The sequence below is a fragment of the Micromonospora sp. NPDC048887 genome, assembly GCF_040649715.1.
GTDB lineage: Bacteria > Actinomycetota > Actinomycetes > Mycobacteriales > Micromonosporaceae > Micromonospora.
Window position 1 is genome coordinate 1 of record NZ_JBEZGA010000002.1, and the last position, 26,162, is coordinate 26,162.

The 26,162-nt window shown below is 73.0% G+C and carries 18 protein-coding genes, 1 rRNA gene and 1 pseudogene; 16 read left to right on the top strand and 4 right to left on the bottom strand.

Annotated elements, in window-relative coordinates; all coding sequences use genetic code 11:
* A 5S ribosomal RNA gene (gene rrf, locus AB0C17_RS03135) occupies positions 1-89 on the top strand; the annotation flags it as partial.
* A 93-nt stretch (positions 90-182) separates the two neighbouring features.
* Here rrf and AB0C17_RS03140 read toward each other — a convergent pair.
* The gene (locus AB0C17_RS03140; RefSeq protein WP_357391051.1) at positions 183-860 is read right to left on the bottom strand and encodes a hypothetical protein; all 678 of its coding nucleotides are present in this window, start codon (positions 858-860) and stop codon (positions 183-185) included.
* A gap of 69 nt (positions 861-929) precedes the next feature.
* On the opposite strand from AB0C17_RS03140, the gene AB0C17_RS03145 reads away from it, so the two are divergent.
* Genes AB0C17_RS03145 through AB0C17_RS03155 form a run of 3 tightly spaced genes read left to right on the top strand, consistent with a single transcriptional unit; the run spans position 930 to position 5,393 of the window.
* Positions 930-3,548 (top strand): valine--tRNA ligase, encoded by a 2,619-nt coding sequence (locus AB0C17_RS03145; protein WP_357391053.1) that lies wholly within the window; start codon positions 930-932, stop codon positions 3,546-3,548.
* Between the two features lie 58 nt (positions 3,549-3,606).
* On the top strand, positions 3,607-4,941 hold the full coding sequence (locus tag AB0C17_RS03150) for a folylpolyglutamate synthase/dihydrofolate synthase family protein (RefSeq protein WP_357474312.1): 1,335 nt from the start codon (positions 3,607-3,609) through the stop codon (positions 4,939-4,941).
* Positions 4,938-5,393, top strand: coding sequence for a DUF4233 domain-containing protein (locus AB0C17_RS03155; RefSeq protein ID WP_357474315.1), 456 nt, complete (start codon positions 4,938-4,940; stop codon positions 5,391-5,393). Before AB0C17_RS03150 ends, AB0C17_RS03155 begins: the two co-directional genes overlap by 4 nt.
* Positions 5,394-5,413: 20 nt before the next feature.
* Here the strand turns inward: AB0C17_RS03155 and AB0C17_RS03160 are convergent, their stop codons facing one another.
* Positions 5,414-6,772: a VOC family protein gene (locus AB0C17_RS03160; protein ID WP_357474318.1), complete on the bottom strand. Its 1,359-nt coding sequence runs from the start codon at positions 6,770-6,772 to the stop codon at positions 5,414-5,416.
* 144 nt (positions 6,773-6,916) lie between these two features.
* Between AB0C17_RS03160 and ndk the strand changes: the two genes are divergently transcribed.
* Positions 6,917-7,342, top strand: a complete 426-nt coding sequence (gene ndk, locus AB0C17_RS03165; RefSeq protein WP_030503075.1) for a nucleoside-diphosphate kinase — start codon at positions 6,917-6,919, stop codon at positions 7,340-7,342.
* Between the two features lie 96 nt (positions 7,343-7,438).
* Here the strand turns inward: ndk and AB0C17_RS03170 are convergent, their stop codons facing one another.
* Positions 7,439-7,879 (bottom strand): carboxymuconolactone decarboxylase family protein, encoded by a 441-nt coding sequence (locus tag AB0C17_RS03170; RefSeq protein WP_357391061.1) that lies wholly within the window; start codon positions 7,877-7,879, stop codon positions 7,439-7,441.
* Positions 7,880-8,165: 286 nt separating this feature from the next.
* Between AB0C17_RS03170 and AB0C17_RS03175 the strand changes: the two are divergent.
* From AB0C17_RS03175 to AB0C17_RS03185, 3 genes and pseudogenes are all read left to right on the top strand, one after another.
* Positions 8,166-8,444, top strand: a pseudogene (locus AB0C17_RS03175) (alkaline phosphatase); the annotation flags it as partial.
* 377 nt (positions 8,445-8,821) lie between these two features.
* A complete protein-coding gene (ileS, locus tag AB0C17_RS03180) occupies positions 8,822-11,968 on the top strand; it encodes an isoleucine--tRNA ligase (RefSeq protein ID WP_357391065.1) in 3,147 nt (1,048 codons plus the stop codon).
* 141 nt (positions 11,969-12,109) lie between these two features.
* Positions 12,110-12,817 carry a lysophospholipid acyltransferase family protein gene (locus tag AB0C17_RS03185; protein ID WP_357391067.1) on the top strand — a complete coding sequence of 236 codons (708 nt, stop codon included), beginning with the start codon at positions 12,110-12,112 and terminating at the stop codon, positions 12,815-12,817.
* A 4-nt stretch (positions 12,818-12,821) separates the two neighbouring features.
* On the opposite strand, the gene AB0C17_RS03190 is transcribed toward AB0C17_RS03185, so the two are convergent.
* Complete coding sequence (locus AB0C17_RS03190) at positions 12,822-14,966, bottom strand: hypothetical protein (RefSeq protein WP_357474323.1); 2,145 nt, start codon at positions 14,964-14,966, stop codon at positions 12,822-12,824.
* Positions 14,967-15,203: 237 nt separating this feature from the next.
* Between AB0C17_RS03190 and AB0C17_RS03195 the strand changes: the two genes are divergently transcribed.
* The 8 genes from AB0C17_RS03195 (at position 15,204) to rpmA (ending at position 26,148) form a co-directional block, all read left to right on the top strand.
* A complete protein-coding gene (locus tag AB0C17_RS03195; RefSeq protein WP_357476426.1) occupies positions 15,204-17,189 on the top strand; it encodes a TIGR03960 family B12-binding radical SAM protein in 1,986 nt (661 codons plus the stop codon).
* Between the two features lie 170 nt (positions 17,190-17,359).
* Entirely contained in the window at positions 17,360-17,797 is a 438-nt protein-coding gene (locus AB0C17_RS03200) for a hypothetical protein (protein WP_357388411.1), read from the top strand.
* A gap of 16 nt (positions 17,798-17,813) precedes the next feature.
* Positions 17,814-19,307 (top strand): hypothetical protein, encoded by a 1,494-nt coding sequence (locus tag AB0C17_RS03205; protein WP_357476428.1) that lies wholly within the window; start codon positions 17,814-17,816, stop codon positions 19,305-19,307.
* Between the two features lie 10 nt (positions 19,308-19,317).
* Complete coding sequence (gene mycP / locus AB0C17_RS03210; protein WP_357476430.1) at positions 19,318-20,727, top strand: type VII secretion-associated serine protease mycosin; 1,410 nt, start codon at positions 19,318-19,320, stop codon at positions 20,725-20,727.
* A 362-nt stretch (positions 20,728-21,089) separates the two neighbouring features.
* Positions 21,090-21,809: a TIGR03936 family radical SAM-associated protein gene (locus AB0C17_RS03215; protein WP_357388519.1), complete on the top strand. Its 720-nt coding sequence runs from the start codon at positions 21,090-21,092 to the stop codon at positions 21,807-21,809.
* Positions 21,810-21,939: 130 nt separating this feature from the next.
* Positions 21,940-25,272 carry an Rne/Rng family ribonuclease gene (locus AB0C17_RS03220; RefSeq protein ID WP_357476432.1) on the top strand — a complete coding sequence of 1,111 codons (3,333 nt, stop codon included), beginning with the start codon at positions 21,940-21,942 and terminating at the stop codon, positions 25,270-25,272.
* A 295-nt stretch (positions 25,273-25,567) separates the two neighbouring features.
* Positions 25,568-25,882 (top strand): 50S ribosomal protein L21, encoded by a 315-nt coding sequence (rplU, locus tag AB0C17_RS03225; protein ID WP_018787289.1) that lies wholly within the window; start codon positions 25,568-25,570, stop codon positions 25,880-25,882.
* Positions 25,883-25,893: 11 nt separating this feature from the next.
* Positions 25,894-26,148 (top strand): 50S ribosomal protein L27, encoded by a 255-nt coding sequence (gene rpmA, locus AB0C17_RS03230; RefSeq protein ID WP_013288010.1) that lies wholly within the window; start codon positions 25,894-25,896, stop codon positions 26,146-26,148.
* The last annotated feature ends 14 nt before the right edge of the window (positions 26,149-26,162 follow it).

Here is a 26,162-nt window from a genome sequence, read left to right on the forward strand (position 1 = left end):
CCGGTCACATTCCGAACCCGGAAGCTAAGCCCTCCAGCGCCGATGGTACTGCACTCGGGAGGGTGTGGGAGAGTAGGACACCGCCGGACAATCTTTCAATTCAGGGCCACCCCGCACGGGGTGGCCCTGAATTGCGTTGAGTCCCGGAAAGCCGGCCGGAGCCAGCCCTCGGATGAGCGGGGTCAGCGGCTCTGGACGGACTCGCGGATGTCGCGGAACAGCGCTGCCGCGTCGTCGATCCGGCGGCCCGGGAACATCCCCATTACGACGCTGCCGTGGTCGGCCCAGCCGCACACCGCGAAGTCGCCACCGTCGCCGGTGGTCGTACCGCACTTCATCACGCCGCCCAGGCGGCCGGCGTCCACCTCGCGCAACCCGGCCACCCGGCCGGTCTCGTCCGCCATCAGCCCGAACAGGGTGTCCAGGTCGCGTTCGGGCTGCCACAGCAGCGTGGTGCCGCCGAACAGGAGCACCGAGCGCTTGACGTCTCCCCGGTCGGAGTAGACAGCCCCGAAGCTGCGGTCCAGCTCGATGTCGGCGGCCAGCCCGTCGCGCAGGTACTCAGCGGTGCTGCGGGCCCGCTCACTGTCGTCCCGCACCAGCCCGGCCACCTCGGCGGGCTGGCCGAGGGTCGTGTCCTTCTGCTGGAGCACGCGCCAGCCGCCCACTCCGAAGGCGCCGGCACCGGCCAGGCCGGCCGCGACCAGGGCGGCAAGGACGATCTTCCGGCGCCGCGAGAACGGACGGCGTTCGGACTCCTGCGCGGGGTCGCGGCGGCTCAGCTCGATCGGCTCTTCGGTCAGCTCGAACGGATCGGAACCCCCGTCGACCGCGCGCTCCGTGAGATGCGCATCGGACATGACCGCCACCGTACGCGAATCACAGGTGGTGCACGTCGGGTCCCCGAAAGCGCTCCGTAGACTTTCAGGGTGACCGAGAGACTGGATGCCCGACGCCCCGACGCCCCGACCCTCGCCGGCCAGTACCAGCCCGGCGAGGTAGAGCAGCGACGGTACGAGCAGTGGGTAGCCGGCGGCCACTTCCGGGCGTCGGCGGACAGCGAGAAGCCGCCGTTCACCATCGTCATCCCGCCGCCGAACGTCACCGGGTCGCTGCACATGGGGCACGCGTTCGAGCACACCCTCATGGACGCGCTCACCCGGCGCAAGAAGATGCAGGGGCACGAGGCGCTCTGGCTGCCGGGCATGGACCACGCCGGTATCGCCACCCAGAACCTGGTCGAGCGGCAGCTCGCCGGGGAAGGGCTGTCCCGCCACGACCTCGGACGGGAGAAGTTCGTCGAGCGGGTCTGGCAGTGGAAGGCCGAGTCCGGCGGCGCGATCCTCGGCCAGATGCGCCGGCTCGGCGACGCGGTCGACTGGGACCGTGAGCGCTTCACCATGGACGAGGGCCTGTCCCGGGCCGTGCAGACCATGTTCAAGAAGCTCTTCGACGACGGGCTCATCTACCGGGCCAACCGGATCATCAACTGGTGCCCGCGTTGCCTCACCGCGCTGTCCGACATCGAGGTGGAGCACACCGACGACGAGGGCGAGCTGGTGTCGATCCGCTACGGCGACGAGGTCGTGGTGGCGACCACCCGCGCGGAGACGATGCTCGGCGACACGGCGGTGGCGGTGCACCCCGACGACGAGCGCTACCGGCACCTGATCGGCACCGAGGTGGAGCTTCCGCTCACCGACCGGCGCATCCCGATCGTCGCCGACGAGCACGTCGACCCGAGCTTCGGCACCGGCATGGTCAAGGTGACCCCGGCGCACGACCCGAACGACTTCGAGATCGGCCAGCGGCACGACCTGCCCTCGCTGACGATCATGGACGAGCGCGGCGTCATCACCGCGCCCGGCCCGTTCCAGGGCCTGGACCGGTACGAGGCCCGGCCGGCGATCGTCGCGGCGCTGCGCGAGCAGGGCCGGATCGTGGCCGAGAAGCGGCCGTACCTGCACGCGGTGGGGCACTGCTCGCGGTGCAAGACGACTGTCGAGCCGCGCCTGTCGTTGCAGTGGTTCGTCAACACCGCGCCGCTGGCGAAGGCGGCCGGTGACGCGGTGCGCGACGGCCGGGTGAAGATCGAGCCGGCCGAGCTGGCCAAGCGCTACTTCGCCTGGGTCGACAACATGCATGACTGGTGCATTTCCCGCCAGCTGTGGTGGGGCCACCGCATCCCCGTCTGGTACGGCCCGGACGGCGAGATCGTCTGCGTCGGCCCGGACGAGGAGCCGCCGACCGGCGAGGGCTGGCGGCAGGACGAGGACGTCCTGGACACCTGGTTCTCCAGCGGCCTGTGGCCGTTCTCCACGCTCGGCTGGCCCGAGCGCACCCCCGACCTGGCGAAGTTCTACCCGACCAGCGTGCTCGTCACCGGCTACGACATCCTGTTCTTCTGGGTCGCCCGGATGATGATGTTCGGCCTGTACGCGATGGACGGCGTGCAGCCGTTCGACGTGGTGGCGCTGCACGGCATGGTCCGCGACGAGCACGGCAAGAAGATGTCGAAGTCGTTCGGCAACGTGGTGGACCCGCTGGACTGGATCGACCGCTTCGGCGCCGACGCGACCCGGTTCACGCTGGCCCGGGGCGCGAACCCCGGTCAGGACGTGCCGGTCAGCGAGGAGTGGTGCCAGGGCTCCCGCAACTTCTGCAACAAGCTCTGGAACGCCACCCGCTTCGCGCTCCTGAACGGCGCGCACACCGACGGCCCGCTGCCGGACGCCGCAGGCCTATCCACCGTCGACAGGTGGATCCTGTCCCGGCTGGCGCACGTCACGGCCGAGGTGGACGAGCAGTTCGAGGCGTACGAGTTCGCCAAGGTCTGTGACCTGCTCTACCACTTCGCCTGGGACGACGTCTGCGACTGGTACGTGGAGCTGAGCAAGCCGGTGCTCGCCGAGGGTGGGCCGGCTGCCGACACCACCCGCCGGGTGCTCGGACACGTGCTGGACCAGCTCCTGCGGCTGCTGCACCCGGTCATCCCGTTCGTCACCGACGAGCTGTGGTCCGCGCTCAGCGGCGGCGAGACCGTGCTGACGGCGTCCTGGCCGGTCGCCGACCGTACCCTGATCGACGACGCCGCGGAGGGCGAGGTCGCCACGCTTCAGCGGGTGGTGACCGAGGTCCGGCGGTTCCGCTCCGACCAGGGGCTGCGGCCGACCCAGCGGGTCGCGGCGCGGCTCGACGGCCTGGCCGGCGCGGGCATCGCGGCGCACGAGCCGCTGGTGCGCTCGCTGGCCCGGCTCGACGCGCCCGGCGACGGCTTCCAGGCCAGCGCCACGCTCGCCATGCCCGGTGCGGTGAGCGTCGCGCTCGACACCCGCGGCTCGATCGACGTGGCCGCCGAGCGCGCCCGGCTCACCAAGGACCGGGCGGCGGCCGAGAAGGAGGCCACCCAGGCGCGGGCGAAGCTGGACAATCCGGCGTTCGTCGGCAAGGCGCCCGAACCGGTGGTGGCGAAGATCCGCGAACGGCTGGCGGTGGCCGAGGCGGACCTGGTCCGGATCGACGCCGCCCTGGAGGCGCTGCCCTCGTGAGCGCGAGGAGAGAGCCGGGGGCGCGAGCCCCGCAGTCGCGAACGGAAAGTGGTGCCGCATGAGCGACCGCACCGAGTTCGCCGAGGTGGAGGCCGCGCTCAACGCGCGCGGCTTCACCCGGATGCACTTCGAGCTGGAGAAGATCGAGACCCTGCTCGACCTGCTGGGCAGCCCGCAGCGGGCGTACCCGTCGATCCACCTGACCGGAACCAACGGCAAGACCTCGACGGCCCGGATGATCGACTCGCTGCTGCGGGCGTTCGGGCTGCACACCGGCCGCTACACGAGCCCGCACCTGGAGACCGTCCGGGAGCGGATCAGCCTGGACGGCGAATCGGTGAGCGAGGAGCGGTTCGTGTCCACGTACCGCGAGATCGCGCCGCTGGCCGAGCTGGTCGACCAGCGGTTCGCCGAGCCGCTGACCTACTTCGACATGACCACGGCGCTGGCGTTCGCCACGTTCGCCGACGCTCCGGTCGACGTGGCGGTGGTGGAGGTCGGGCTCGGCGGCGCGGAGGACGCGACGAACGTCATCCAGGCCGGCGTCGCCGTGATCACCCCGATCGGGCTGGACCACACCGAGTGGCTCGGCGACACGATCGAGGACATCGCGCTGCACAAGGCGGGCATCATCCACCCCGGCGCCACAGTCATCGCGGCGGCGCAGGAGGAGGATGCGGCCCGGCCGATCCTGGAACGCTGCGCCGAGGTGAACGCCACCGTCGCGCGGGAGGGCGCCGAGTTCGGCGTGCTGCGCCGCGCGGTGGCCGTCGGCGGCCAGGTGCTGACCATCCAGGGCCTGGGCGGGGTGTACGAGGAGATCTTCATCCCGCTGCACGGCGCGCACCAGGCGCAGAACGCGGCGGTGGCGCTCGCCGCCGTGGAGGCGTTCCTGGGCGCCGGGGCCCGGCGGCAGCTCGACATCGAGGCGGTCCGTGAGGGCTTCGCCGCCACCAGTTCGCCGGGCCGGCTGGAGCGGGTGCGTACCGCCCCGACGGTGCTGCTCGACGGCGCGCACAACCCGCACGGGATGGCTGCCACGGTCGCCGCCGTGCAGGAGGAGTTCGCGTTCAGCAAGCTCGTCGGCGTGCTGGCGGTGCTCGGCGACAAGGACGCGGCGAGCCTGCTGGAACTGCTCGAACCGGTGCTCGACTCGATCGTGGTGGCGGAGAACAGCTCGGCCCGGGCGATGCCGGTGGACGAGCTGGCCGCGCTGGCGCGGGAGATCTTCGGGCCGGAGCGGGTGCAGGCGACCCGGGAGATGCCCGACGCCATCGAGGCGGCCGTGGCGGAGGCCGAGGCGGACGTGCCGGGCGAACTGTCCGGGGTGGGCGTGCTGATCACCGGATCGGTGGTGACAGTGGCCGACGCCCGCCGGCTGCTCAAGCGATGACCGGCCCGCAGCAGCGCCCGGCCGGCGCTGAGCAGCCGACGGGTCCGGAGCAGGCGACGGGTCCGCAGCAGCCGGCTGGCGACGCGGCGGAGGACCGGGCGCCGGACGGCGGGCGGCGGTCCGGGCTACGGAACCCGGACAAGGCGGTACGCGGGCTGGGCGCCGGCACGATGTCGCTGGAGGCGCTGGTGCTGCTGCTGGCCATCCAGCCGATCCGGGTGGTCGGCGGTGACCTGAGCGGCGCGGCGATCGGCGCGATCGTGGCGCTGGCGGTCGCCTGCGTGGTGCTGGCCGGCATGATGCGCCGCCCGTGGGCGTGGCACGCCGGCACCGTGCTCCAGGGTCTGCTGCTGCTCTCCGGGCTGCTGCACTGGTCGCTGTTCGCGCTCGGGGTGATGTTCGCGCTGGTGTGGGCGTACGCGCTGCACGTGCGGCGGGTCATCCTCGGCTGAGGACGGCCGCCGGGTACGGCTCAGGCGTCGGCGAGCGTGCGCCACTGGGTCAGGGCCACGCCGTGGCCGTCGGGGTCGCGGAACGCCGCCGCCCACACCTCCAGCTTGGTGCCCCGGTTGACCACGCGCGGGGCGTACGTGAACCGGACGCCGGAGTCGCGCAGCCGCTCGTACGCCCCCTGGATGTCGTCCACCTCCAGGTTGACGTGCACCAGCCGGCGGCTGATCGGGGCGGCACCGGTCACCCGGCGCAGCACCAGCCGGGTCGGGCCGGAGGAGAGCACGGCGTTGCCCTCGCCCCGGTCCAGTTCGTCGAAGCCCAGTTCGCGGTAGAAGTCGAGGGACCGGTCCAGGTCGGCGACGAGCAGCGTGATGCCGACGCCACTGATCGGGCTGGCCAGATCGTCCGGCTCGGCCGAGCCGAAGATCGCCTCGTCCAGTTCCTCGGCGGTCGGCGGCACGTCGGAGCGCCGAGGAGAGTCCGAGGGATCGTCCAGCGGCACGTCGATCGGGTCGGGCAGGGTGTCAGCTGCCGGCGCGGGGTCGGCTACCGGTCCGGCGTCGGCTGCCGGTTCAGGGTCGACCGCCGGTCCGGGGTCGGCGAGCACCGTGTCGACACGCACCGTGTCGGCCGGCTCCTCGGCCGGTGCGCGGGGCGCGGGGGCACGGCGGGGGAGCGGGCCGGTGGTGGCGGCCCGTTCGACGAGCTGCCCCTCCAGCACCACCGGGCCGCCAGGGCTCTGGTGCAGCACCACCGGCTCGCGTTCCTCGGCCCGGGGCGGGACGTCGTCCAGGTACGGGTCCGGCGCGGGCGGGTAGTCGTCGCGGAAGTCGTCCTCCGGCGCGCGCCCGGCCCACGGCGGCGCCTCCTGCGCGATCAGCGGCTCGTCCAGCGGGTCCGGCTCGGGGGCGTACTCGGGCGGCATATCGGCGACGGCGGCGGCGCTCTCCGTGTGCGTGGGCACCTCGTCCCAGAGCACGCGTACGTGCCGCTGGTCGTCGAGCGCCACCCGGACCGGCAGCGCCTGGCCCAGCGAGGGCCACTTGGCGACCGGCACCCGAGGCTCGATGATCTTCTTGGAGCGGGGCGGCAGCCCCGGCGCGTCGATGACGAGTTGCAGCTCGCACCGGCCGAACGCGTACTGGGTGGGTGGCTCGGAGGCGCTGTGCACGTGCCCCAGGCCGATCACCCAGGTGCGACCGCCGCCGCGCACCGTGGCCAGGGCGATCGCCAGCACGAGCAGGGCGACGCCGAGGGCCACGATGGCCCAGCTCGTCATGCCGAGCCCGAACACCGTCACGAAGGTGGCGACGGTGCCCAGCACCACGCCGATCAGTTTGCGTACCGGCGCGATCGTGCGGTTCCCGCCATTCGCCACAGTGGACCTCCCAGGGGTTCCATGGTCAGGCTAGGCCGCCGCGGCGGGCCAGGGAAGACGCAGCCGCCGCGCCGGCGTCGGGACCGGGTCGCTACGCTGACCGTACCCAGCCGAACCCCGTTGAGCGCACAGGAGGCAACCAGCGTGTCCAGCAGCAGCCCGGACGAGCGGACGCTCGTACTGATCAAGCCCGACGCGGTGCGCCGGGGTCTGGTGGGCGAGATCCTGTCCCGCTTCGAGCGCAAGGGCCTGCGGATCGACGCGATGGTGAGCCGGACCATGGACGGCGACTTCGCCGACCAGCACTACGCCGAGCACGTCGACAAGCCGTTCTACCCGCCGCTGAAGACGTTCATGACCAGCGGACCGCTGGTGGCGCTCGTGCTCTCCGGCGACCAGGTGATCGAGGTGGTGCGCGCGATGATCGGCAGCACCGACGGCCGCAAGGCCGCCGCCGGCACCATCCGCGGCGACCTGTCGCTGTCGAACCGGGAGAACCTGGTGCACGCCTCCGACTCGGCGGACAGCGCCAAGCGCGAGATCGCGCTCTGGTTCCCCGAGCTGGCCTGACCGACCCGCCGACGGCCCCGGCCCCGCGTCTTCGCGGGACCGGGGCCGTCGTGTGTCCGCATTCAGACACAGGCCGCCGTCAGACCAGGGCCGCCCTCAGGCCAGGGCGGGCGGCTGGGTCTGGCAGGTCACCGCGATCCGGTTCCACACGTTGATGGTGGCGATCGCCATCACCAGGTCCGCCAGTTCCTTCTCCGACCACACCTTCGCCGCGGCGTCCCAGACCTCGTCCGGCACGCCGTGCTCGCCGAGCCGGGTCACCGCGTCGGTGAGGGCCAGCGCGGCCCGCTCCCGCTCGTCGAAGAACGGCGCCTCGCGCCACGCCGCCACAGCGAACAGCCGGCGGCTGTCCTCACCGGCCGCCAGCGCGTCCCGGCTGTGCATGTCGACGCAGAACGCGCAGCCGTTGCGCATCGACGCCCGCAGCTTCACCAGCTCCAGCACGGTGTGGTCCACGTTCGCCCGGACGTACTTCTCCAGGCCCAGCACGGCCTGGTACGCCTCCGGTGCCACCGCCACCATGTCCATCCGGCTCATCGCCGCCTCCTCGAGGTTGGGTACGCGGACAGGACGAGGTGGCGCGGGCGCGGTGTGACGGGACGGCGGTGTGACGGTGGTCATGATCGGGCGCTGGACAGCGGGCGTTGACATGCCGGTCACCTCGACCGGAGTTCCCGGCCCCCTGCGGCCGGTAGACCGGGCTGGCGACACTGCCGAGACCGGGAGAACCCATGACGCACTTCGATCGACGTACCCTGCTCCGCGCCGGCCTGGTCGCCGGTGCCGGAGTCGCCGGCGGCGCGCTGCTCGGCGCGCCCGGCGCGCGCGGGCGGCGGTCGGCGACTTCAGCCCGTTCTGGGAGTTCGTCTCCGGCCCCGCGCACGCCGGTGCGTTCGGCCCGAACGCGCTCGACGGCACGTTCGGCCCGAAGGCGGTCTTCGTGCACGCGCCGCCGCGCGCCAACACCTCCCCGGCCGAGGGCTTCCAGCACTTCGGCGAGGTGTCGATCGACGGCCCGTCGGCGGCCCTGACGGTGCACCTGCGGGACCGCTCCGGCGCCTCCCTCTGGACCACCACTCTCACGGCCCCGTCGCGCCGCTGACCCCCGGCCGACTCCGTTGATCATGAGGTTGGCGGCGATGTCGATCTCGGATGTCGCCGTCAACCTCATGATCGCCGGGGGAGAGGTGGGGCGGGCGATACTCGGCGGCGCGGCGGGTGGGAGGTCGAGTACGCTTCAACCCACAGGCGACGACCCGGCCATCACCGGTGAGCCTCCGGAAGAACGGCCGGGTCACCGGCTCAGTAGAACCGGACGGGACGGCCCGTCACAGCCGGCCAACGAGCGGGCGGTCGCACCTCGGCCGCCAAGCGGGGTGGTACCGCGGGCCACGCCCGGTACGCCGTTCACGGCGTACCGGATTCGGCTCGTCCTCGCAGACCACAGACGAGTGAGCTGCTGAGGGAGAGCGACAGGCGATGGCCTATCCGTTGCACGACCCGACCGGCGCCGGTGTCCCGGCAAGCCCGGACCTGCCCGCGGTCGAGCGCCGGGTGCTGGAGCACTGGACGGCCGACAAGACCTTCGAGGCGTCGGTGGAGGCCCGCGACGCCGGCCGCGACGGCGAGAACGAGTACGTCTTCTACGACGGCCCGCCGTTCGCCAACGGCCTGCCGCACTACGGGCACCTGTTCACCGGCTACGTCAAGGACGTGGTGCCGCGCTACCAGACCATGCGCGGGCGGCGCGTCGAGCGCCGGTTCGGCTGGGACTGCCACGGCCTGCCCGCCGAGGTGGTGGCCGAGAAGCAGCTCGGCATCACCACCAAGGCGGAGATCCTGGACCTCGGCGTGGCCCGGTTCAACGACGCCTGCCGCACCTCGGTGCTGGAGTTCACCCACGACTGGGAGCGGTACGTCACCCGGCAGGCCCGCTGGGTCGACTTCGCCAACGACTACAAGACGCTCGACCTGGACTACATGGAAAGCGTCATGTGGGCCTTCAAGACCCTGCACGACAAGGGGCTGGTCTACGAGGGCTTCCGGGTGCTCGCGTACTGCTGGCGGTGCGAGACGCCGCTGTCGAACACCGAGACCCGGATGGACGACGTCTACCGGGACCGGCACGACCCGACGCTCACCGTCTGGTTCGAGCTGACCGCCGACGAGAACGCGCCGGAGCCGCTGCGCGGGCCGGTCAAGCTGGGCGTCTGGACGACCACGCCGTGGACCCTGCCGTCGAACCTGGCGCTCGCCGTCGGCCCCGACATCGAGTACGCGCTGCTGGAACGCGACGGCGAGCGCTACGTCGTCGGTGCCGCGCGCCTCGGCGCGTACGCCAAGGAACTCGAGGGGTACGAGCAGGTCGGCACCGTGTACGGCCGCGACCTGGTCGGACGCCGCTACACGCCGCTGTACGACTTCCTCGTCGAGCCGGCCGGCCCGAACGCCTACCAGGTGCTCGGCGCGGACTTCGTCACCACCGAGGACGGCACCGGGATCGTCCACCTGGCCCCCGCCTTCGGCGAGGACGACCAGAACACCTGCAACGCCGCCGGCATCCCCACCGTCGTGACGGTGGATGACCACACGCGGTTCACCGCGCTGGTGCCGCCGTACCAGGGCGAGCAGGTCTTCGACGTGAACAAGCCGGTGATCCGGGAGCTGAAGGAGCGGGGGGTGGTGCTGCGGCAGGACACGTACACCCACTCCTACCCGCACTGCTGGCGCTGCGACACCCCGCTGGTCTACAAGGCGGTGTCGTCGTGGTTCGTCGCGGTGACGACGTTCAAGGACCGGATGGTCGAGCTGAACCAGCAGATCAACTGGACCCCCGGCCACATCAAGGACGGCTCGTTCGGCAAGTGGCTCGCGAACGCCCGGGACTGGTCGATCAGCCGGAACCGGTTCTGGGGCTCGCCGATCCCGGTGTGGCGCTCCGACGACCCGAACTACCCGCGCGTCGACGTGTACGGCTCGCTCGCCGACATCGAGCGTGACTTCGGCGTACGCCTGACCGACCTGCACCGGCCGGCGGTGGACGACCTGGTCCGCCCCAACCCGGACGACCCGACGGGCAAGTCGATGATGCGCCGGGTGCCGGAGGTGCTTGACTGCTGGTTCGAGTCCGGCTCGATGCCGTTCGCCCAGGTGCACTACCCGTTCGAGAACCGCGAGTGGTTCGAGCACCACTACCCGGGCGACTTCATCGTCGAGTACATCGGGCAGACCCGCGGCTGGTTCTACACCATGCACGTGCTGGCCACCGCGCTGTTCGACAGGCCGGCGTTCCGCAACTGCCTGAGCCACGGCATCCTGCTCGGCTCGGACGGGCGCAAGATGTCCAAGAGCCTGCGCAACTACCCGGACGTCTACCACGTCTTCGACGCCTACGGGTCGGACGCGATGCGGTGGATGCTGATGTCCTCGCCGGTGCTGCGCGGCGGCGACATGGCGGTCACCGAGGCGGGCATCCGGGACGCGGTGCGCCAGGTGCTGCTGCCGCTGTGGAACGTCTGGTACTTCTTCTCGCTCTACGCCAACGCCGACGGCCACACCGCGCGTCGTCGTACCGACTCGGCGAACGTGCTCGACCGGTACGTGCTGGCGAAGACGAACGAGCTGGTCGCGACCGTCGGCGCGCAGATGGACGCGTACGACATCTCCGGCGCCTGCGCCACCGTGCGGTCCTACCTGGACGCGCTCACCAACTGGTACGTGCGCCGGTCCCGGGACCGGTTCTGGGCCGGCGACGCGGACGCGTTCGACACGCTGTGGACCGTGCTGGAGACGCTGTGCCGGGTGGTGGCGCCGCTGGCGCCGCTGACCGCCGAGGAGATCTGGCGGGGGCTGACCGGCGAGCGGTCGGTGCACCTGACCGACTGGCCGCAGGCGGCGCAGTTCCCGGCCGACCACGAACTGGTCTCCGCGATGGACAACGTCCGGGCGGTCGCCTCGGCGGCGCTGTCCCTGCGCAAGGCAAAGGGCCTGCGGGTGCGGCTGCCGCTGGCGAAGCTCACCGTGGCGTCGCCGGTCGCCGACCAGCTGCGGCCCTTCGCCGACCTGGTCGCCGACGAGGTGAACGTCAAGGAGGTCGTGCTCACCGACGAGGTGTCCGCGTACTGCCAGCAGGTGCTCACCGTGGTGCCGCGGGCGCTCGGCCCGCGTGTCGGCAAGGCCGTCCAGCAGGTGATCAAGGCGGTCAAGGCGGGGGAGTGGGAGCTGCGCGACGGTGCCCCGGTCGCCGCCGGGGTCACGCTCGCCGAGGGCGAGTACGAGCTGCGCCTGGTCGCCGCCGACGCCGAGCACTCCGCGCCGCTACCAGGCGGTGAGGGAGTGGTCGTGCTGGACACCGAGGTCACGCCGGAACTCGCCGCCGAAGGGCTGGCCCGGGACGTGGTCCGCGTCGTGCAGCAGGCCCGCCGCGACGCCGACCTGGACGTCTCGGACCGGATCACGGTGGCCGTCTCCGCCTCGGAGGAGGTACGCGCGGCGGTCGCCGCGTACACCGATTTCGTGGCCCGGGAGGTGCTGGCCGACAGCGTCGACTTCGCCGAGGGCCTCGACGGCTTCGCCGGTGAGGCGGGCGAGGGCGAGCGCGTGACGGTGACGGTCCGCAAGGTGTGAGCGGACCGGGCCCTCCTGCACCCCCTCGGGTGGAGGAGGGCCCGGCCCCAGCGAGTGGACTGCGGGCCACCCGCTCGGTGGCGGACGGCCGCGTCGGCTACCGTGACAGCGCCTGTTTCACGTACGACCGCCGGAGGACCCGTGCCCCTGCTCTACACCATCGGCAAGCTCACCGTGGCACCCGCGCTCCGGTTGGCCTTCCGTCCGCACGTGGAGGGTTTGGAGCACATCCCGGCGACCGGCGGCGCGATCTTCGCCAGCAACCACCTCTCCGTCGCCGACGAACTGCTCCTCGGCACCGTGGTGCCCCGCCACCTGGCGTTCTGGGCCAAGTCGGAGTACTTCAACGGCACCGGGCTCAAGGGCGGCTTCTCCAAGTTCGTGCTCACCGGGCTGGGCGCGATCCCGGTCGAGCGGGCCGGTGGGCGGGCCGCGCTCACCGCGTTCGACGCGGCGATCCCGGTGCTCAAGGCCGGTGACCTGGTCGCCGTCTACCCGGAGGGCACCCGCTCCCCGGACGGGCGGCTCTACCGCGGGCGTACCGGCACCGTCCGGCTGGCGATCGCCGCGGGCGTGCCGGTCATCCCGGTCGGCGTGACCGGCACCGACAAGGCCCAGCCGATCGGTACGCGGATCCCGCGTCCGGGCCGCGCCAAGATCACCATGAAGTTCGGCAAGCCGCTGGACTTCACCGGCCGCTCCGACGACCGCACGTCGCTGCGCGTGATGACCGACGAGATGATGGCCGAGATCCAGAAGCTCAGCGGCCAGGTGTACGTCCCGCGGTACGCGCCGAAGCGCGCCGACCAGGCCACGGGCGACCAGGCCGGCGGCGAGCAGACCGCCTGAGCGGTCAGGACTTCGGCACCACCACGCGCTGGCGCAGGTCGTTCAGCAGCCGCCCGCTGTCGTCCACCGACAGCCGGGTGAACACCCCGGTGGTGAGGCTGCCGTGGTCGGCCGAGACGCAGACCACCACCGAGTCGCCGTCCGCCCGGCCGACCGCGCAGCGCTCGTGGCGTCCCCGCACGCCGGTGTCCACCACCACCGACTCCTGCAGGGCGTAGTCCCCGGCGAGGCGGTCGAGTTCCGACTTGGCGTCCGACTCCGGACTGAACCGCAGGCCGGTGCTGCCGAACAACGTCACCCGCTTGCCGTCGCTGGTGGTGTAGATGCCGGCGAACGTGTCCTCGGCGAGCAGGTTCGACTCGCGTACCCGGGCTTTCAGCTCCTCGGCGACGGCCCGGCTGCTCTCGTCCTGGCGTAGCTGCATCGAGTCGATCTGGTCCGGAAGGCTGGCGCTGGCCGGGTACTGGCTGGAGATCGGCAGGAACCACCAGAGCGGCAGTCCGCAGCAGCAGGCGATGGAGAGCAGCAGCACCCAGGGCCAGCGGCGCCGGCGACGGGTCCGCTTGGGCGGCTGCTGCCAGCCGGGCGGCGGCGCGACCGGCGGTCCGGCCTTGCCCCGGCGCTGCTTCGGCGGCCGTCCGGGCTTCGCCGGCGGCGCGGCCGGTGGCATCGGACGGGCGGCCGGCGGTGCGGGGTGGCGCGGCGGCGAGACCGGCCGGGCCGGTCCCGGGTAGGGCGCGCTGGGCGGCGGCGAGACCGGCCGGGCCGGGCCGGGGTACGGCGCGCCGGGCGGCGGCGACACCGGGCGGGCGGCGGGCGGCGCGGGATGGGCCGCGGGCGGTGCCGGCTGCGGGGCGGAATGCGCCGGGTGGGCCGGTGGCGCCGCGGGTGGGGCCGGGTGGGCCGGGTGCGGGTTCGGCGCGGCCCAGGGCGCGGTGTACGGCAGCGTCGGTGTCAGGGGCGGCAGCTCCGGGGCGTGCAGCTCCCAGCCGGTGGTGTCCACCCCCGCCCACGGGTCGACAGGTGTGGCGTGTTCCGGCGACGCGAGCGGCGGCACCGGCGTGGGCTCGGCGGACTCCCCCCAGGCGGGCCGGCGTGGCGGCGGTGGCGGGACGGCGGCGGAACCACTCCAGCGGGGCGCGGGCGCCTCGACCCGGGTCGGGTCCGGGGTCGTCTCCACCCGTGTGGGATCCGGCGTGCTCGCGGCCCGGGCGGCGTTCTCGACCTTCGTGGGGTCCGGGGCGGTGGTGGCCCGGGGCGGCTGCGGCGCGAGGTCGATCCGGGTCGGATCCGGCCGGCGCCCGGTCCGGGGAGTGGGTACGGGCGTGGTGCGGCCCGGAACCGGTGCCGATCCCCGAGCCCGGGTGACCGGTGCGGGCGATCCTGCCCCGGCGGTCGGTGCCTCGGCCGTGTCACTCGGCGTCCCGGCGGGAGCGTCGCTGGTCGCCGCGTCGCTGGTCAACGCGTCGCTGGTCGCCGGGTCGGCGGGCGGGTGCGGGGTGGCGTCGTCGAGTAGGGCGGTGCCGGCAGGGTCCGCGTGGCTCCCCGCCGGTTCGGCTCGTTCGTCCTGCCGCGCGGCTTCGGCCCGCGCCGTCGGTTCGGCCCGCGCCGTCGGTTCGGCCTGCGCTGTCGGTTCGGCCCGCACTGTCGGTTCGGCGGGGCCTGGGGAATCTGCCGCCGCTTCGGTCTGCGCCGTCGTCCCGGCCTGTGGTGCCGCGGTCGGCGCGGGCGTGGACTGCGGGTCGAGGGTCGAGGTCGCCGGACTCTGGGCGGTCGGGACGTCCGGAGGCGAGTCGTCGGAGTGGTCGCCCGACGGCCGGTCACCGGGCTCGGCACCGCGCGGCTGCTCGCCGGACGCGGCGGACGGCCGGCGGTCGGGCGTACCGTCGTGCGGCCTGCTGTCGGCGTCGGACGAGCGGTCGACTGGTGCCCCGGCGGGGGTCTGGTCGGCGGCGGCGTCCGACGGCCGTTCGGCCGGTGCCCGGTCGGGGGTCCGGTCGTCGGCGGTCTCCGGCGTGCCGGCGGACGGAGACGCCGGAGCCGAGGCGCCGGTGGCGTCCTCGGTGTCGACGGCGGTCGCCGGCTCGGTGACGGACGGCATCTCGGCCCCGTCGGCCGGCCGGCCCGCCGCCGGCTGCGGCTGCGGCATCGCGGCTATCTCCTCTCGCGCCCGTTGCGAGGTTAGTACCGTCCCGCCACCCACCACGAATCCCGCCCTCTCGCACCGGTGATCTAGTCCCCACGCCGGTGATCAAGGAGTTCGTGTCCGTCAGGAGCGCGGAACAGCACGCAAACTCCTTGATCAACGCGGCGGAGCCGGGCGCGGGCGGGTGGCGGCGGGGCGGAGGGCGGGGGAGGGCGGGGGCACCGCGTACGCTTGGGCATCATGAGTGCCCCGTCCACGACCCCGCGTCCCGCCGCCGCCAACTCGGTCTGGCCTCGGCTGGAGCCGTTGCTGCCGCAGGTGACAAAGCCCATCCAGTACGTGGGTGGAGAGCTGGGAGCGGTGGTCAAGGACTGGGACGCGGCCACCGTCCGCTGGGCGCTGATGTACCCGGACGCGTACGAGGTGGGTCTGCCCAACCAGGGCGTGCAGATCCTGTACGAGGTGCTCAACGAGCTGCCCGACGTGCTGGCCGAGCGCACCTACGCGGTCTGGCCCGACCTGGAGAAGCTGATGCGCGCCCACGGCGTGCCGCAGTTCACCGTCGACGCCCACCGTCCGGTGCGTGACTTCGACGTGTTCGGCGTCTCGTTCTCCACCGAGCTGGGCTACACCAACCTGCTCACCGCGATCGACCTGGCCGGCATCCCGCTGCTCGCCGCCGACCGCACCGACGCCGACCCGGTGATCGTGGCCGGCGGGCACGCCGCGTTCAACCCGGAGCCGATCGCCGACTTCGTCGACGCCGCGGTGCTCGGCGACGGCGAGGAGGCGGTGCTGGAGATCACCGCGATCGTCCGGGAGTGGAAGGCGGAGGGCTCCCCGGGCGGCCGGGACGAGCTGCTGCTGCGGCTGGCCCGCACCGAGAGCGTCTACGTGCCGCGCTTCTACGACGTCGACTACCTGCCGGACGGCCGGATCCAGCGGGTCGTGCCGAACCGCCCGGACGTGCCGTTCCGCGTGCACAAGCGCACGACGATGGACCTGGACGCCTGGCCGTACCCGAAGAAGCCCCTGGTCCCGCTCGCCGAGACCGTGCACGAGCGGTACGCGGTGGAGATCTTCCGCGGTTGCACCCGGGGCTGCCGGTTCTGCCAGGCTGGCATGATCACCCGACCGGTGCGGGAGCGCTCGATCACCACCGTCGGCCAGATGGTCAAGGAGGGGCTGGAGTTCTCCGGCTTCCACGAGGTGGGCCTGCTGTCGCTGTCGTCGGCCGACCACTCCGAGATCGGCGACATGTGCTCCGGCCTGGCCGAGCAGTACGCCGGCACCAACGTCTCGCTGTCGCTGCCCTCGACCCGGGTGGACGCGTTCAACATCGACCTGGCCCAGGAGCTGTCCCGCAACGGGCGGCGGACCGGTCTGACGTTCGCCCCGGAGGGCGGGTCGGAGCGGATCCGCAAGGTGATCAACAAGATGGTGTCGAAGGAAGACCTCATCCGCACCGTGGTCACCGCGTACTCCAACGGCTGGCGCCAGGTGAAGCTCTACTTCATGTGCGGCCTGCCCACCGAGACCGACGAGGACGTCCTGGAGATCGCCGACATGGCGCACGAGGTGATCCGGGCCGGCCGCGCGGCCACCGGATCCAAGGACATCCGCTGCACGGTCTCCATCGGCGGGTTCGTGCCGAAGCCGCACACCCCGTTCCAGTGGGCCTCGATGGAGCGGCCGGAGGTCATCGACGGCCGGCTCAAGCTGCTCAAGCAGGCGATCAACAGCGACCGGTCGCTGGGCCGGGCGATCGGCTTCCGCTACCACGACGGCGAGCCGTCGCTGATCGAGGGCCTGCTGTCCCGGGGTGACCGCCGGGTCGGCGCGGTGATCCGCAAGGTCTGGGAGAACGGCGGCCGGTTCGACGGCTGGAGCGAGCACTTCTCGTACCAGCGCTGGGTCGATGCCGCCGCCGAGGTGCTGCCGGCGTACGGCGTGGACCTCGACTGGTACACCACCCGGGAGCGCGAGGAGCTGGAGGTCCTGCCCTGGGACCACCTCGACTCCGGCCTGGACAAGGACTGGCTCTGGCAGGACTGGCAGGACTCGCTGTCGGAGTACGAGCAGGACGACTGCCGCTGGACGCCCTGCTTCGACTGCGGCGTCTGCCCGTCCATGGACACCGAGATCCAGATCGGCCCGACCGGCCGCAAGCTGCTGCCACTCACCCCGGTCAACGGTCTCAAGCTGCCCGCCACCGCCCAGGGCTGAGGCCGCCGGCACCCGACCGGAGCGCGGGCACCCCACCGGGTGCCCGCGCTCCGTCGTCTCTGCCGGTGGCCACCGCGCGACGCGGGGTGGGGGTGCCCCGACTGGTCCATCCTCGATACGCTGCGTCCGTAGTGGACCGGCCGGGGCCGGCAGCGGGGAGGACAGGCAGCATGGGCATCAATCCGCCGGACACCGGCGATCTGCACGTCAGCGTCGAGGACCTGGATGCGGCGGCCGAATACATCGAGCGCCTCAAGCAGTACGTCGAGGACACCATCTCCTGGGAGATGGAGCGCATCAAGCTGAACATGCAGGGCGACAGCAACAGCCCGCAGATCGTGGCCAACGGCACCCCGTTCGGCGCCTTCAGCGACGCCCGCCTGCAGTGGCAGGCGCTGGAACGCTCCACGGCCAACATGGAGAGCCACCTCAAGGGCCTCTCCGCGAAGCTGGCCGGTCTGAAGAAGGGCACCGAGGAGATCGCCAAGGCGTTCCGCGACGCCGAGGAGCGCAACGCCGCCAACGGCAAGGACATCGAACGGCTGCTGGAGTCGGCGGCGGAGCCGCCGGCCGCGGCAGAGCCGCCCACCTACCCGTACCCGGCCTGAGAGAGAGGAGACGGTCATGGCTGGAGCCACCTGGGAACGCTGTGTCCGCGAGGTGACGCTGTCAGCGGATCCGTACACCGTCGGCCTGGTCGGCTCGGGGTGGAGCAACCTCTCCACCGCTCTCGGCCACCTGCGCGACTCCCTCGCCGGCCGGTCGTTCGTCGGTCCGATCGCGGCCGGCCAGGAGCGCCCGCACACCGGCGGCCTGCCCGGGATGCTCGCCGGCTGGAAGGGCAGCGGCGGCGACGCGTACCGCGAGCACCTGTCCGAGATCGGCAAGGACATCGAGGATCTGATCACGCACGCCAGCAACGTCAGCGGGGCGCTGTCGCGGATCGAGAGTGACATCCGCAAGACGGTGGCCAGCATCCCGATCCCGCTGATGGACAACTTCGGCTGGAACGAGTGGAGCCTGCCCGGCGGCACCGAGCTGGACGACGCGCGCGACGGTGAGAGCCAGTCCGGCTTCCTCGCCGCCCTGCGCAGCGACTTCCAGGCCAACCAGGCGCTGTACGCCGACGGCGCGTTCCGCGACAAGGCCGACGACCTCGAAGCCACCATGAAGATCGACGGCAACGCCAACGACCAGAAGCGTGGCGGCTGGTGGGACACCAAGTCGCACCTCGACAACTGGTACAACGACAACCAGAAGGCGGCCAACGCGGCGATGTCGCCGCTTCCCGCCGCGGTGGATGCCGAGCGTCCCAAGCTGGCCGTACCCCGTCCCACCCGGGAAGAGCTGGACGACGGCTACCGGGGGGACCCGCGGGTCCCCCCGACGGGTGTGCCCGGCGGTGGCCTGCCGGGTGGCGGCGGGATGCCGGGCGGCGGGATGCCCGGAGGCGGCGGTGGCGGCCCGATGCCGTCGATCGGCAGCACCGGCATCGGTGGCGGCACGCCCGGTGGTGGTTCGTACACGCCGCCCCCCGGTGGGCCCGGCAGCGGCGTCCCCGGCGGCGGTTCCTACACCCCGCCGACCATCGGCGGGCCCCCCGAGCTCGGTGGTGCCCCGGGCTCGGGCACCCCGGGGTACGGCAGCGGCCTGGCGGGCGCGGGCGGGCCCGGCACGGTCACCGCGGGCGGACCGGCCACGCTCGGTCTCGGCGGGGGCGGTGGCGTGGGCGGACTGAGCGCTGGTGGCGGCGGCTTCGGTGGCGGTGGCGGCGGCGCCGGTCTGGGTTCGGCCGGTGGGATCGGCGGCGGTGGGATCGGTGCGGCCGGCGGCCTGGCCATGGGCGGCCTGCCCGGCATGGTCGGTGGCGGTAACGGCAAGGTTCCGCCGCTGACCAGCGCGGCCAGCGCGCTGAAGGCCGCGGCCGGAGCGGGGCCGGGCGGCGCGGCCGGTACGCGTGGCGGGATGGCCGGCGCCGGGATGATGGGCGGCGGAATGATGGGCGGTCACGGCGGCGCCGGGCACGGGGGTGACGCGGCAGGGCACTCGTCGTGGTTGACTGAGGACGACGATCCGTGGGGTGCCGGTGACGGTGCGTCCCCGGGCATCCTGCGATGAGGACGGACGGATGAAGGTGCACGTCGGCGCGCTTCGGCCGGTGGCGGCCGGTCTGCTTGCCGGACTGATGCTGCTGGGCGCCGTCCAGCCGGCGGTCGCCGCTCCGCGCCGTGCCGAGCAGTGGTATCTGGACGAGCTGCGGATCGACAGGGCACATCAGATCTCCACCGGGCGGGGCGTCGTCGTCGGCGTGCTGGACACCGGTGTCGACGCCGGGCACCCCGACATGCGGGGTCAGCTCCTGGCCGGGGGCAGCACCCGCGGCTCGGGCGACGGCCGGAGCGACCCGGACGGCCACGGCACCCACATGGCCGGGATCATCGCGGCCAACGGCGCCGGGGTGGTCGGCATCGCGCCCGACGCCCGGATCCTGCCCATCCGCAAGCCCGTCGGCGCGGCGGCCACCCCGGACGACTCCGCGACCGGCATCCGGATGGCAGTCGACGGCGGGGCGAAGGTGCTCAACCTGTCGTACGGCGGTGGTGGGGCCGTGGACGAGGGCGAGGCGGCCGCGATCCGGTACGCGCTGGAGCGCGACGTGGTCGTGGTGGCCGCCGCCGGCAACATCCGGCAGTCCGGCCCGGACGTCGCCTCACCCGCAAACATTCCCGGCGTGATCGCGGTGACCGGCACGGTCCGGGGTGGAGGCTTCTGGTCCGGATCGGCCCAGGGCCCGGAGGCGGTGATCGCCGCACCCGGCGACGAGGTCTACAACATCGGCCCGGACCGGGGCTACGGCTGGGGGGACGGCACCTCCGACGCCGCCGCCATCGTCTCCGGCGTCGCGGCGCTGATCCGGTCGAAGCACCGCGACCTCTCCGCGCCCGACGTGATCAACCGGATCATCCGCACCGCTCGGGACGCCGGCCCTCCCGGCCGGGATCCCCGGTTCGGCTTCGGCCGGATCGACCCGGTCGCGGCACTCACCGCCGACGTGCCGTCGGTGTCGGCGAACCCACTGCTCGGGGACGCCGCGCCGAGCGCGTCCGCGCCACCGGCCGCCGCCGAGGACGACAACTTCGACGTGACGAAGTACGGCGACCGGGGCGGCCCCACCGACCAGCAGGTGATGGTGATCGGCATCGGCATCGCCGTGGCGCTCGTCGTGCTGCTGGCGCTCGTGGTGTTCCTGATCTGGAACCGCCGCCGTCACCGGCGCGAACTGGCCCGGGCCGGCTCGATCCCGGACGAGGAACTGGACCGGATGAACGGGCAGGGCCCGCCGGTGCCCGCCGGTCACGTGACCGCCCAGCCGCCCGGCTACGGCCCGCCCGGCGCCTACCCGCAGCCGGGCGGACACCCCCAGCCCGGTGCGTACCCGCCGCCCGGCGCGGGCACCTACCCGCCCCACGGTCAGGCCCACCACACTCCACCCGGCCGGAGCCCGTACGCCCCACCCGGTGACGACGACCGTTCCTGACCCACCGCGGGTACGGATCCCGCACACCACCCCTCACCGCCCCCGGAGAGCCGCCCCCGCACGCCCGCGCCCGGACGCCCGGCCGGGCCCCTGAGCTCGTCGATCATGAAGTTGACGGCGCAATCGGAGATCGACTCCGCCGCTAACTTCATGATCGACGAGGCGGGGTCCAGGGTGGGGTGGGCTGGGGCGAGGGTGGGGCGAGTTTGGGTGGGTTTGGGGTGGGTGGGTGGCCCCGGGTGTGGGGCGCGGTGAGCGCTGCGTCAGGATGAGACCGATACGCAGGCACAGCCGAGGAGCTCACGATCGCCAGAAAGCCTCAACCCGAGGGCGGCCAGGCCCCCGTCGTCCAGCGGGTCCGTATCCGGTACGCCAAGCGTGGGCCGCTGCGGTTCACCTCGCACCGGGACTTCGCCCGGGCCTTCGAGCGCGCGCTGCGCCGGGCCGGCGTGCCGATCGCCTTCTCCCAGGGCTTCACCCCACATCCGAAGATCTCGTACGCCTCGGCCGCCCCGACGGGCGTGGCGAGTGAGGCCGAATACCTGGAGATCGGGCTCCGTGAGCCCGTCGACCCGGCGCGGCTGCGCGAGGCCCTCGACGCCGCGCTCTCGCCCGGCCTCGACGTACTCGACGCGGTGGAGGCCACCGGCGGCAGCCTGGCCGACCGGATCGAGGCGTCGTACTGGCGTATCGAGCTGCCCGAGGTCGACCCGAAGGTGCTGGCGGAGGCCGTGGCGGCCTTCACCGCCGCCGAGGAGATCCAGGTCGAGCGGATGACCAAGCAGGGGCGGCGTACGTTCGACGCCCGTGCGGCAGTGGCGTCGATCGATGTCGTGGCTCCGGCTGAGACGCCTTCCGGGGCGGCGGCCGTACCGTGTGCGATACTCGAACTGGTCGTGCGGCAGGTCACCCCGTCCGTTCGGCCCGATGACGTCCTGTCCGGCCTCCGCGCGGTGGCCGCCCTGGAGCCGCCGGTCACCCCGAAGGTGATCCGGCTGGCGCAGGGCACGTTGACCGCGCAGGGCGAGATCGTCGATCCGTTGGACGCGGATCGCGACGGGGCAACCATCGGAGAGCGCTGACCGTCGGTCAACGCTCTGGCAGGCAGACTTCGGCGGTCGCGCGTCTGCGCGCCCGGCGGAAACACCTTTGCGGCAACCCTGCGTGGCAGCGCTCACCCGCGCCCGGGGCGGCCAGAACTGGAGAACGTCCATGCTCGAGAACGAGCCCGAGGGCGGCGAACGGACCGGCGCGCAGCCGGCCGGGACGACCGCCGACAGTGCCACCACCGCCTCCGGCGGCGCCGCGAGCGCGGCCTCCGCCGGTGCCGAGGGTGCCGCCTCCGGCAGCGCCGACGGCGCTGTCGCGGAGGGCGTGGCCGAGACCAAGCCGCCGGCCCGCAAGCGGGCCAGCCGCCGCAAGGCCGCCCCGTTGAACCAGCCGGAGCAGACCGACGCGCCGGTCGAGGCGTCCACGACGGTGACCGGCAGCGGCGAGTCGCCGCAGGCCGAGGTGTTCGCGCCGGTGGCCGGCGAGTTGGACACCGCGCCGAAGACCACCCGGCGGCGTCGTAAGGCGACACCGGCGAAGGCGGTCGAGGAGCCGGTGGCCGCGGCCGGGGTGGAGGCCGCCTCGGAGGAGGTCGTGCCGCCGGTCAAGGTGACCCGGACCCGCCGTCGCAAGGCCACGCCGCCAGCCGCCGAGACCGTGGCGCCGGACGAGACCGCCGCTGGGCAGGCGCCCGCGGACGCGGTGATCGACGGGCCGGTCTCCGCGCCCGGTGGCGACCTGATCGCCGAGGGACGCGCCGACATCGACGGCGGCGAGGCCGGCGTCGACCGGCCCGCCACGGGCGAGGCCGTCGGCGGGGAGGCCGCCGCGGCTGCCGGGCAGCCCACCACCGGCCGGCGCACCACCCGCAGCCGCAAGGCGAGCACCCGCGGTACGGCGAGCACCGAGGGCACGGCGAGCACGGCCGCCATCAGCGGCACGGCCGCCATCGGCGAGCCCGTCGAGGACGAGGACGCCGAGGGCGAGACCACGAGCGCCGCGTCGACGCGTACCCAGGAGGTCGACCTGGCTCGCGGCGGCGGCCCGGCGGACGCGACGGGCGTGGTGTCGACGGGCGCCGCGGTGCCGCGTGCGGACGAGGAGCCGGCGGAGACGCCGCCTGCCACCGGCCGCCGGCGTCGTGCCGCGCTCTCCGCGCCGACCGTCCTGTTCATGGCGCCGCAGCCCGACGAGGCGCCGGCCGTCCAGGTGACCTACCCGGCCGCTGAGGAGCCGATCGAGGAAGCGGTCGAGACCACCCGGCGCCGCCGTCGTGGCCGCCGTGAGGTCGAGCCGGTCGAGGCCGAGGTCGAGCCGGAGGCCGTCGAGGAGGAGCCGGTCACCGAGGCCGAGGAGTCCGCCGAGGCGGACGAGGCGGACGAGGACGACGAGACGGCCGCGGCCCGGCGTCGCCGCCGCCGGGGCCGCCGTGGTCGCGGCCGGGGCAAGGGCGGCGCGGACGAGGCCGACGACGAGGATGTCGACGAGTCCGGCGCGGCCGAGACCGCCGAGGGTGAGGCCGAGGAGCCCGCGGAGGACGAGGAGGCCGAGGGCGAGGGGATGACCCGTCGCCGTCGCCGTCGCCGCCGCCGGGGCGCCGGGGAGGCGGACACCGCCGCCGAGGACGGCGTGCCGACCGTGGTCAAGATCCGCGAGCCGCGCAAGCCGGTCGACGAGGTGCAGGGTGTCTCCGGCTCGACCCGGCTGGAGGCCAAGCGGCAGCGCCGCCGGGACGGCCGCGAGCAGCGGCGTACGCGGCCGCCGATCCTGAGCGAGTCGGAGTTCCTGGCCCGCCGCGAGGCGGTCGACCGGGTGATGGTGGTCCGCCAGCGCGGTGACCGTACCCAGATCGCCGTGCTCGAGGACGGCGTGCTGGTCGAGCACTACGTCACGCGCAACTCGTCCGGCACCATGGCCGGCAACGTCTACCTGGGCAAGGTCCAGAACGTCCTGCCGAGCATGGAGGCGGCCTTCGTCGACATCGGGCGCGGACGCAACGCGGTCCTGTACGCCGGTGAGGTCAACTGGGACGCCACCGGCCTGGAGGGCCGGGCCCGCTCGATCGAGCAGGCGCTGCGCTCCGGTGACTCGGTGCTGGTGCAGGTCACCAAGGACCCGATCGGGCACAAGGGCGCGCGGCTGACCAGCCACATCGCGCTCTCCGGCCGGCACCTGGTCTACGTGCCGAACGGCAACGCCTCGGGGATCAGCCGCAAGCTGCCCGACACCGAGCGCAAGCGGCTGCGCGACGTGCTGAAGAAGCTGGTGCCGGACGGCGCCGGGGTGATCGTCCGGACCGCAGCCGAGGGCGCCAGCGAGGACGAGCTGGCACGCGACGTCAAGCGGCTGCAGGCGCAGTGGGAGGACATCCAGGCCAAGGCGACCGAGGGTGGCGCGCCGGTGCTGCTCTACGAGGAGCCGGACCTGGTCATCCGCGTGGTCCGGGATCTCTTCAACGAGGACTTCCGCGAGCTGGTCATCGAGGGCGAGTCCGCGTACGGCATGGTCGAGTCGTACCTGTCGCACGTCTCCCCGGACCTGGTGGAGCGGCTGCGCCGGCACGCCGGGGTGGTGGACGTGTTCGCCGAGTACCGGATCGACGAGCAGATCCTCAAGGGGCTGGACCGGAAGGTCTTCCTCCCCTCCGGCGGCTCGCTGGTGATCGACCGCACCGAGGCGATGACTGTCATCGACGTCAACACCGGCAAGTACACCGGCTCCGGGGGCAACCTGGAGGAGACGGTCACCCGCAACAACCTGGAGGCGGCCGAGGAGATCGTGCGCCAGCTGCGGCTGCGCGACATCGGCGGCATCGTGGTGATCGACTTCATCGACATGGTGCTGGAGTCGAACCGGGAACTGGTGCTGCGCCGGCTCACCGAGTGCCTCGGCCGGGACCGCACCAAGCACCAGGTCACCGAGATCACCTCGCTCGGCCTGGTGCAGATGACCCGCAAGCGCATCGGTGCGGGCCTGCTGGAGGCGTTCAGCGAGACCTGCGAGTGCTGCAAGGGCCGGGGCGTGATCATTCACACGGAGCCGGTGCCGGAGAAGCCGCGCGGCGGTGCGGGGGAGAAGGTCAAGGCGGTCGCCTCGGCGGTCGCCGCGCCGGCCGAGGAGAAGGGCCGCCGCCGGGGTCGCAAGACCGCCGCGGCGGAGGCCGCGCCGGAGCAGCCGGCCGCGTCGCCGCAGGCCGCCGACGAGGCACCGGCCGTCCCGGCCGCTCCGGAGCGGACCGTCGCCCCGGAGCGGACCGTCGCCGAGGTGGTCGAGAACGACGACGACTACTACGACACCCAGGGCTACGACCTCTCCCGGTTCGAGACGGACACGCCCGCCGCCCCGGCGGTCGCGGACAGCCAGGAGGGCGACTCGGCCCGGCTGGCCGCCGCCGACGACCCGGACGCGATCGGTGACGGCGACAACGACGACGACAGCGGTGCCCCCCGCCGGCGGGCGCGACGCGGCGGCGCCCGGCGGCGTACCCGGCCGTGAGGCCCTGACCTGCTCGAACAGGACCCCCGAATCCGCGCGCTATGGGCGGATTCGGGGGTTCTGTCGTGTCCGTCGGCCGGCCGTGAGGACGCGGACCGCGGGCCCGGTTTGGGGGGCGGGCCGGGTATGCCGTACGCTTGCCTGCGGCGCACTTTGGTGTGCTGAGTTCCCGCGTGCCCGCGCTGCCGGTGTCACGGCTCCCGGCGAGACGCCGTGGGAACGACCGTGAACGGTGTGACAGCCGACAGCGGTGGAATAGACGCCAGTAGCCTCAACGACAGGGAGTCCGCCTCCGATGTACGCGATCGTCAAGACCGGCGGCAAGCAGTACAAGGTCGCCGAGGGCGACGTGATCGAGGTCGAGAAGCTCGCCGGTGCCCCCGGCGACGCGGTGAAGCTCACCGCGGTGCTCCTCGTCGACGGTGACGACCTGGTGACCGACGCGGCGAAGCTCGCCAAGGTCGCGGTGTCCGGCGAGATCGCCGCGCACACCAAGGGCCCGAAGATCCGGATCCACAAGTTCAAGAACAAGACCGGCTACCACAAGCGCCAGGGTCACCGCCAGCCGCTGACCCAGGTCAAGGTGACCGGCATCTCCAGCGGGAAGTAGGTCGTCCTCCAATGGCTCACAAAAAGGGTGCGTCCAGCTCGCGTAACGGCCGTGACTCCGCGGCCCAGCGGCTCGGCGTGAAGCGCTTCGGTGGTCAGGTCGTCAGCGCGGGTGAGATCCTCATCCGTCAGCGTGGCACCAAGTTCCACCCCGGTGACCTGGTCGGCCGTGGCGGCGACGACACGCTGTTCGCGCTGGCCGCCGGTTCGGTGCAGTTCGGCACCAAGCGCGGTCGCAAGACCGTCAGCATCGTGCCGCAGCAGTAGTTCTCAAAGCGTTG

Excerpts from the sequence above, each read along its gene's own strand:
- AB0C17_RS03140 (WP_357391051.1), bottom strand. The coding sequence starts at position 860 with ATGTCCGATGCGCATCTCACGGAGCGCGCGGTCGACGGGGGTTCCGAT.
- AB0C17_RS03150 (WP_357474312.1), top strand. The coding sequence starts at position 3,607 with ATGAGCGACCGCACCGAGTTCGCCGAGGTGGAGGCCGCGCTCAACGCG.
- AB0C17_RS03155 (WP_357474315.1), top strand. The coding sequence starts at position 4,938 with ATGACCGGCCCGCAGCAGCGCCCGGCCGGCGCTGAGCAGCCGACGGGT.
- AB0C17_RS03170 (WP_357391061.1), bottom strand. The coding sequence starts at position 7,879 with ATGAGCCGGATGGACATGGTGGCGGTGGCACCGGAGGCGTACCAGGCC.
- ileS (WP_357391065.1), top strand. The coding sequence starts at position 8,822 with ATGGCCTATCCGTTGCACGACCCGACCGGCGCCGGTGTCCCGGCAAGC.
- AB0C17_RS03190 (WP_357474323.1), bottom strand. The coding sequence starts at position 14,966 with ATGCCGCAGCCGCAGCCGGCGGCGGGCCGGCCGGCCGACGGGGCCGAG.
- AB0C17_RS03195 (WP_357476426.1), top strand. The coding sequence starts at position 15,204 with ATGAGTGCCCCGTCCACGACCCCGCGTCCCGCCGCCGCCAACTCGGTC.
- AB0C17_RS03200 (WP_357388411.1), top strand. The coding sequence starts at position 17,360 with ATGGGCATCAATCCGCCGGACACCGGCGATCTGCACGTCAGCGTCGAG.
- AB0C17_RS03205 (WP_357476428.1), top strand. The coding sequence starts at position 17,814 with ATGGCTGGAGCCACCTGGGAACGCTGTGTCCGCGAGGTGACGCTGTCA.
- mycP (WP_357476430.1), top strand. The coding sequence starts at position 19,318 with ATGAAGGTGCACGTCGGCGCGCTTCGGCCGGTGGCGGCCGGTCTGCTT.
- AB0C17_RS03220 (WP_357476432.1), top strand. The coding sequence starts at position 21,940 with ATGCTCGAGAACGAGCCCGAGGGCGGCGAACGGACCGGCGCGCAGCCG.
- rplU (WP_018787289.1), top strand. The coding sequence starts at position 25,568 with ATGTACGCGATCGTCAAGACCGGCGGCAAGCAGTACAAGGTCGCCGAG.
- rpmA (WP_013288010.1), top strand. The coding sequence starts at position 25,894 with ATGGCTCACAAAAAGGGTGCGTCCAGCTCGCGTAACGGCCGTGACTCC.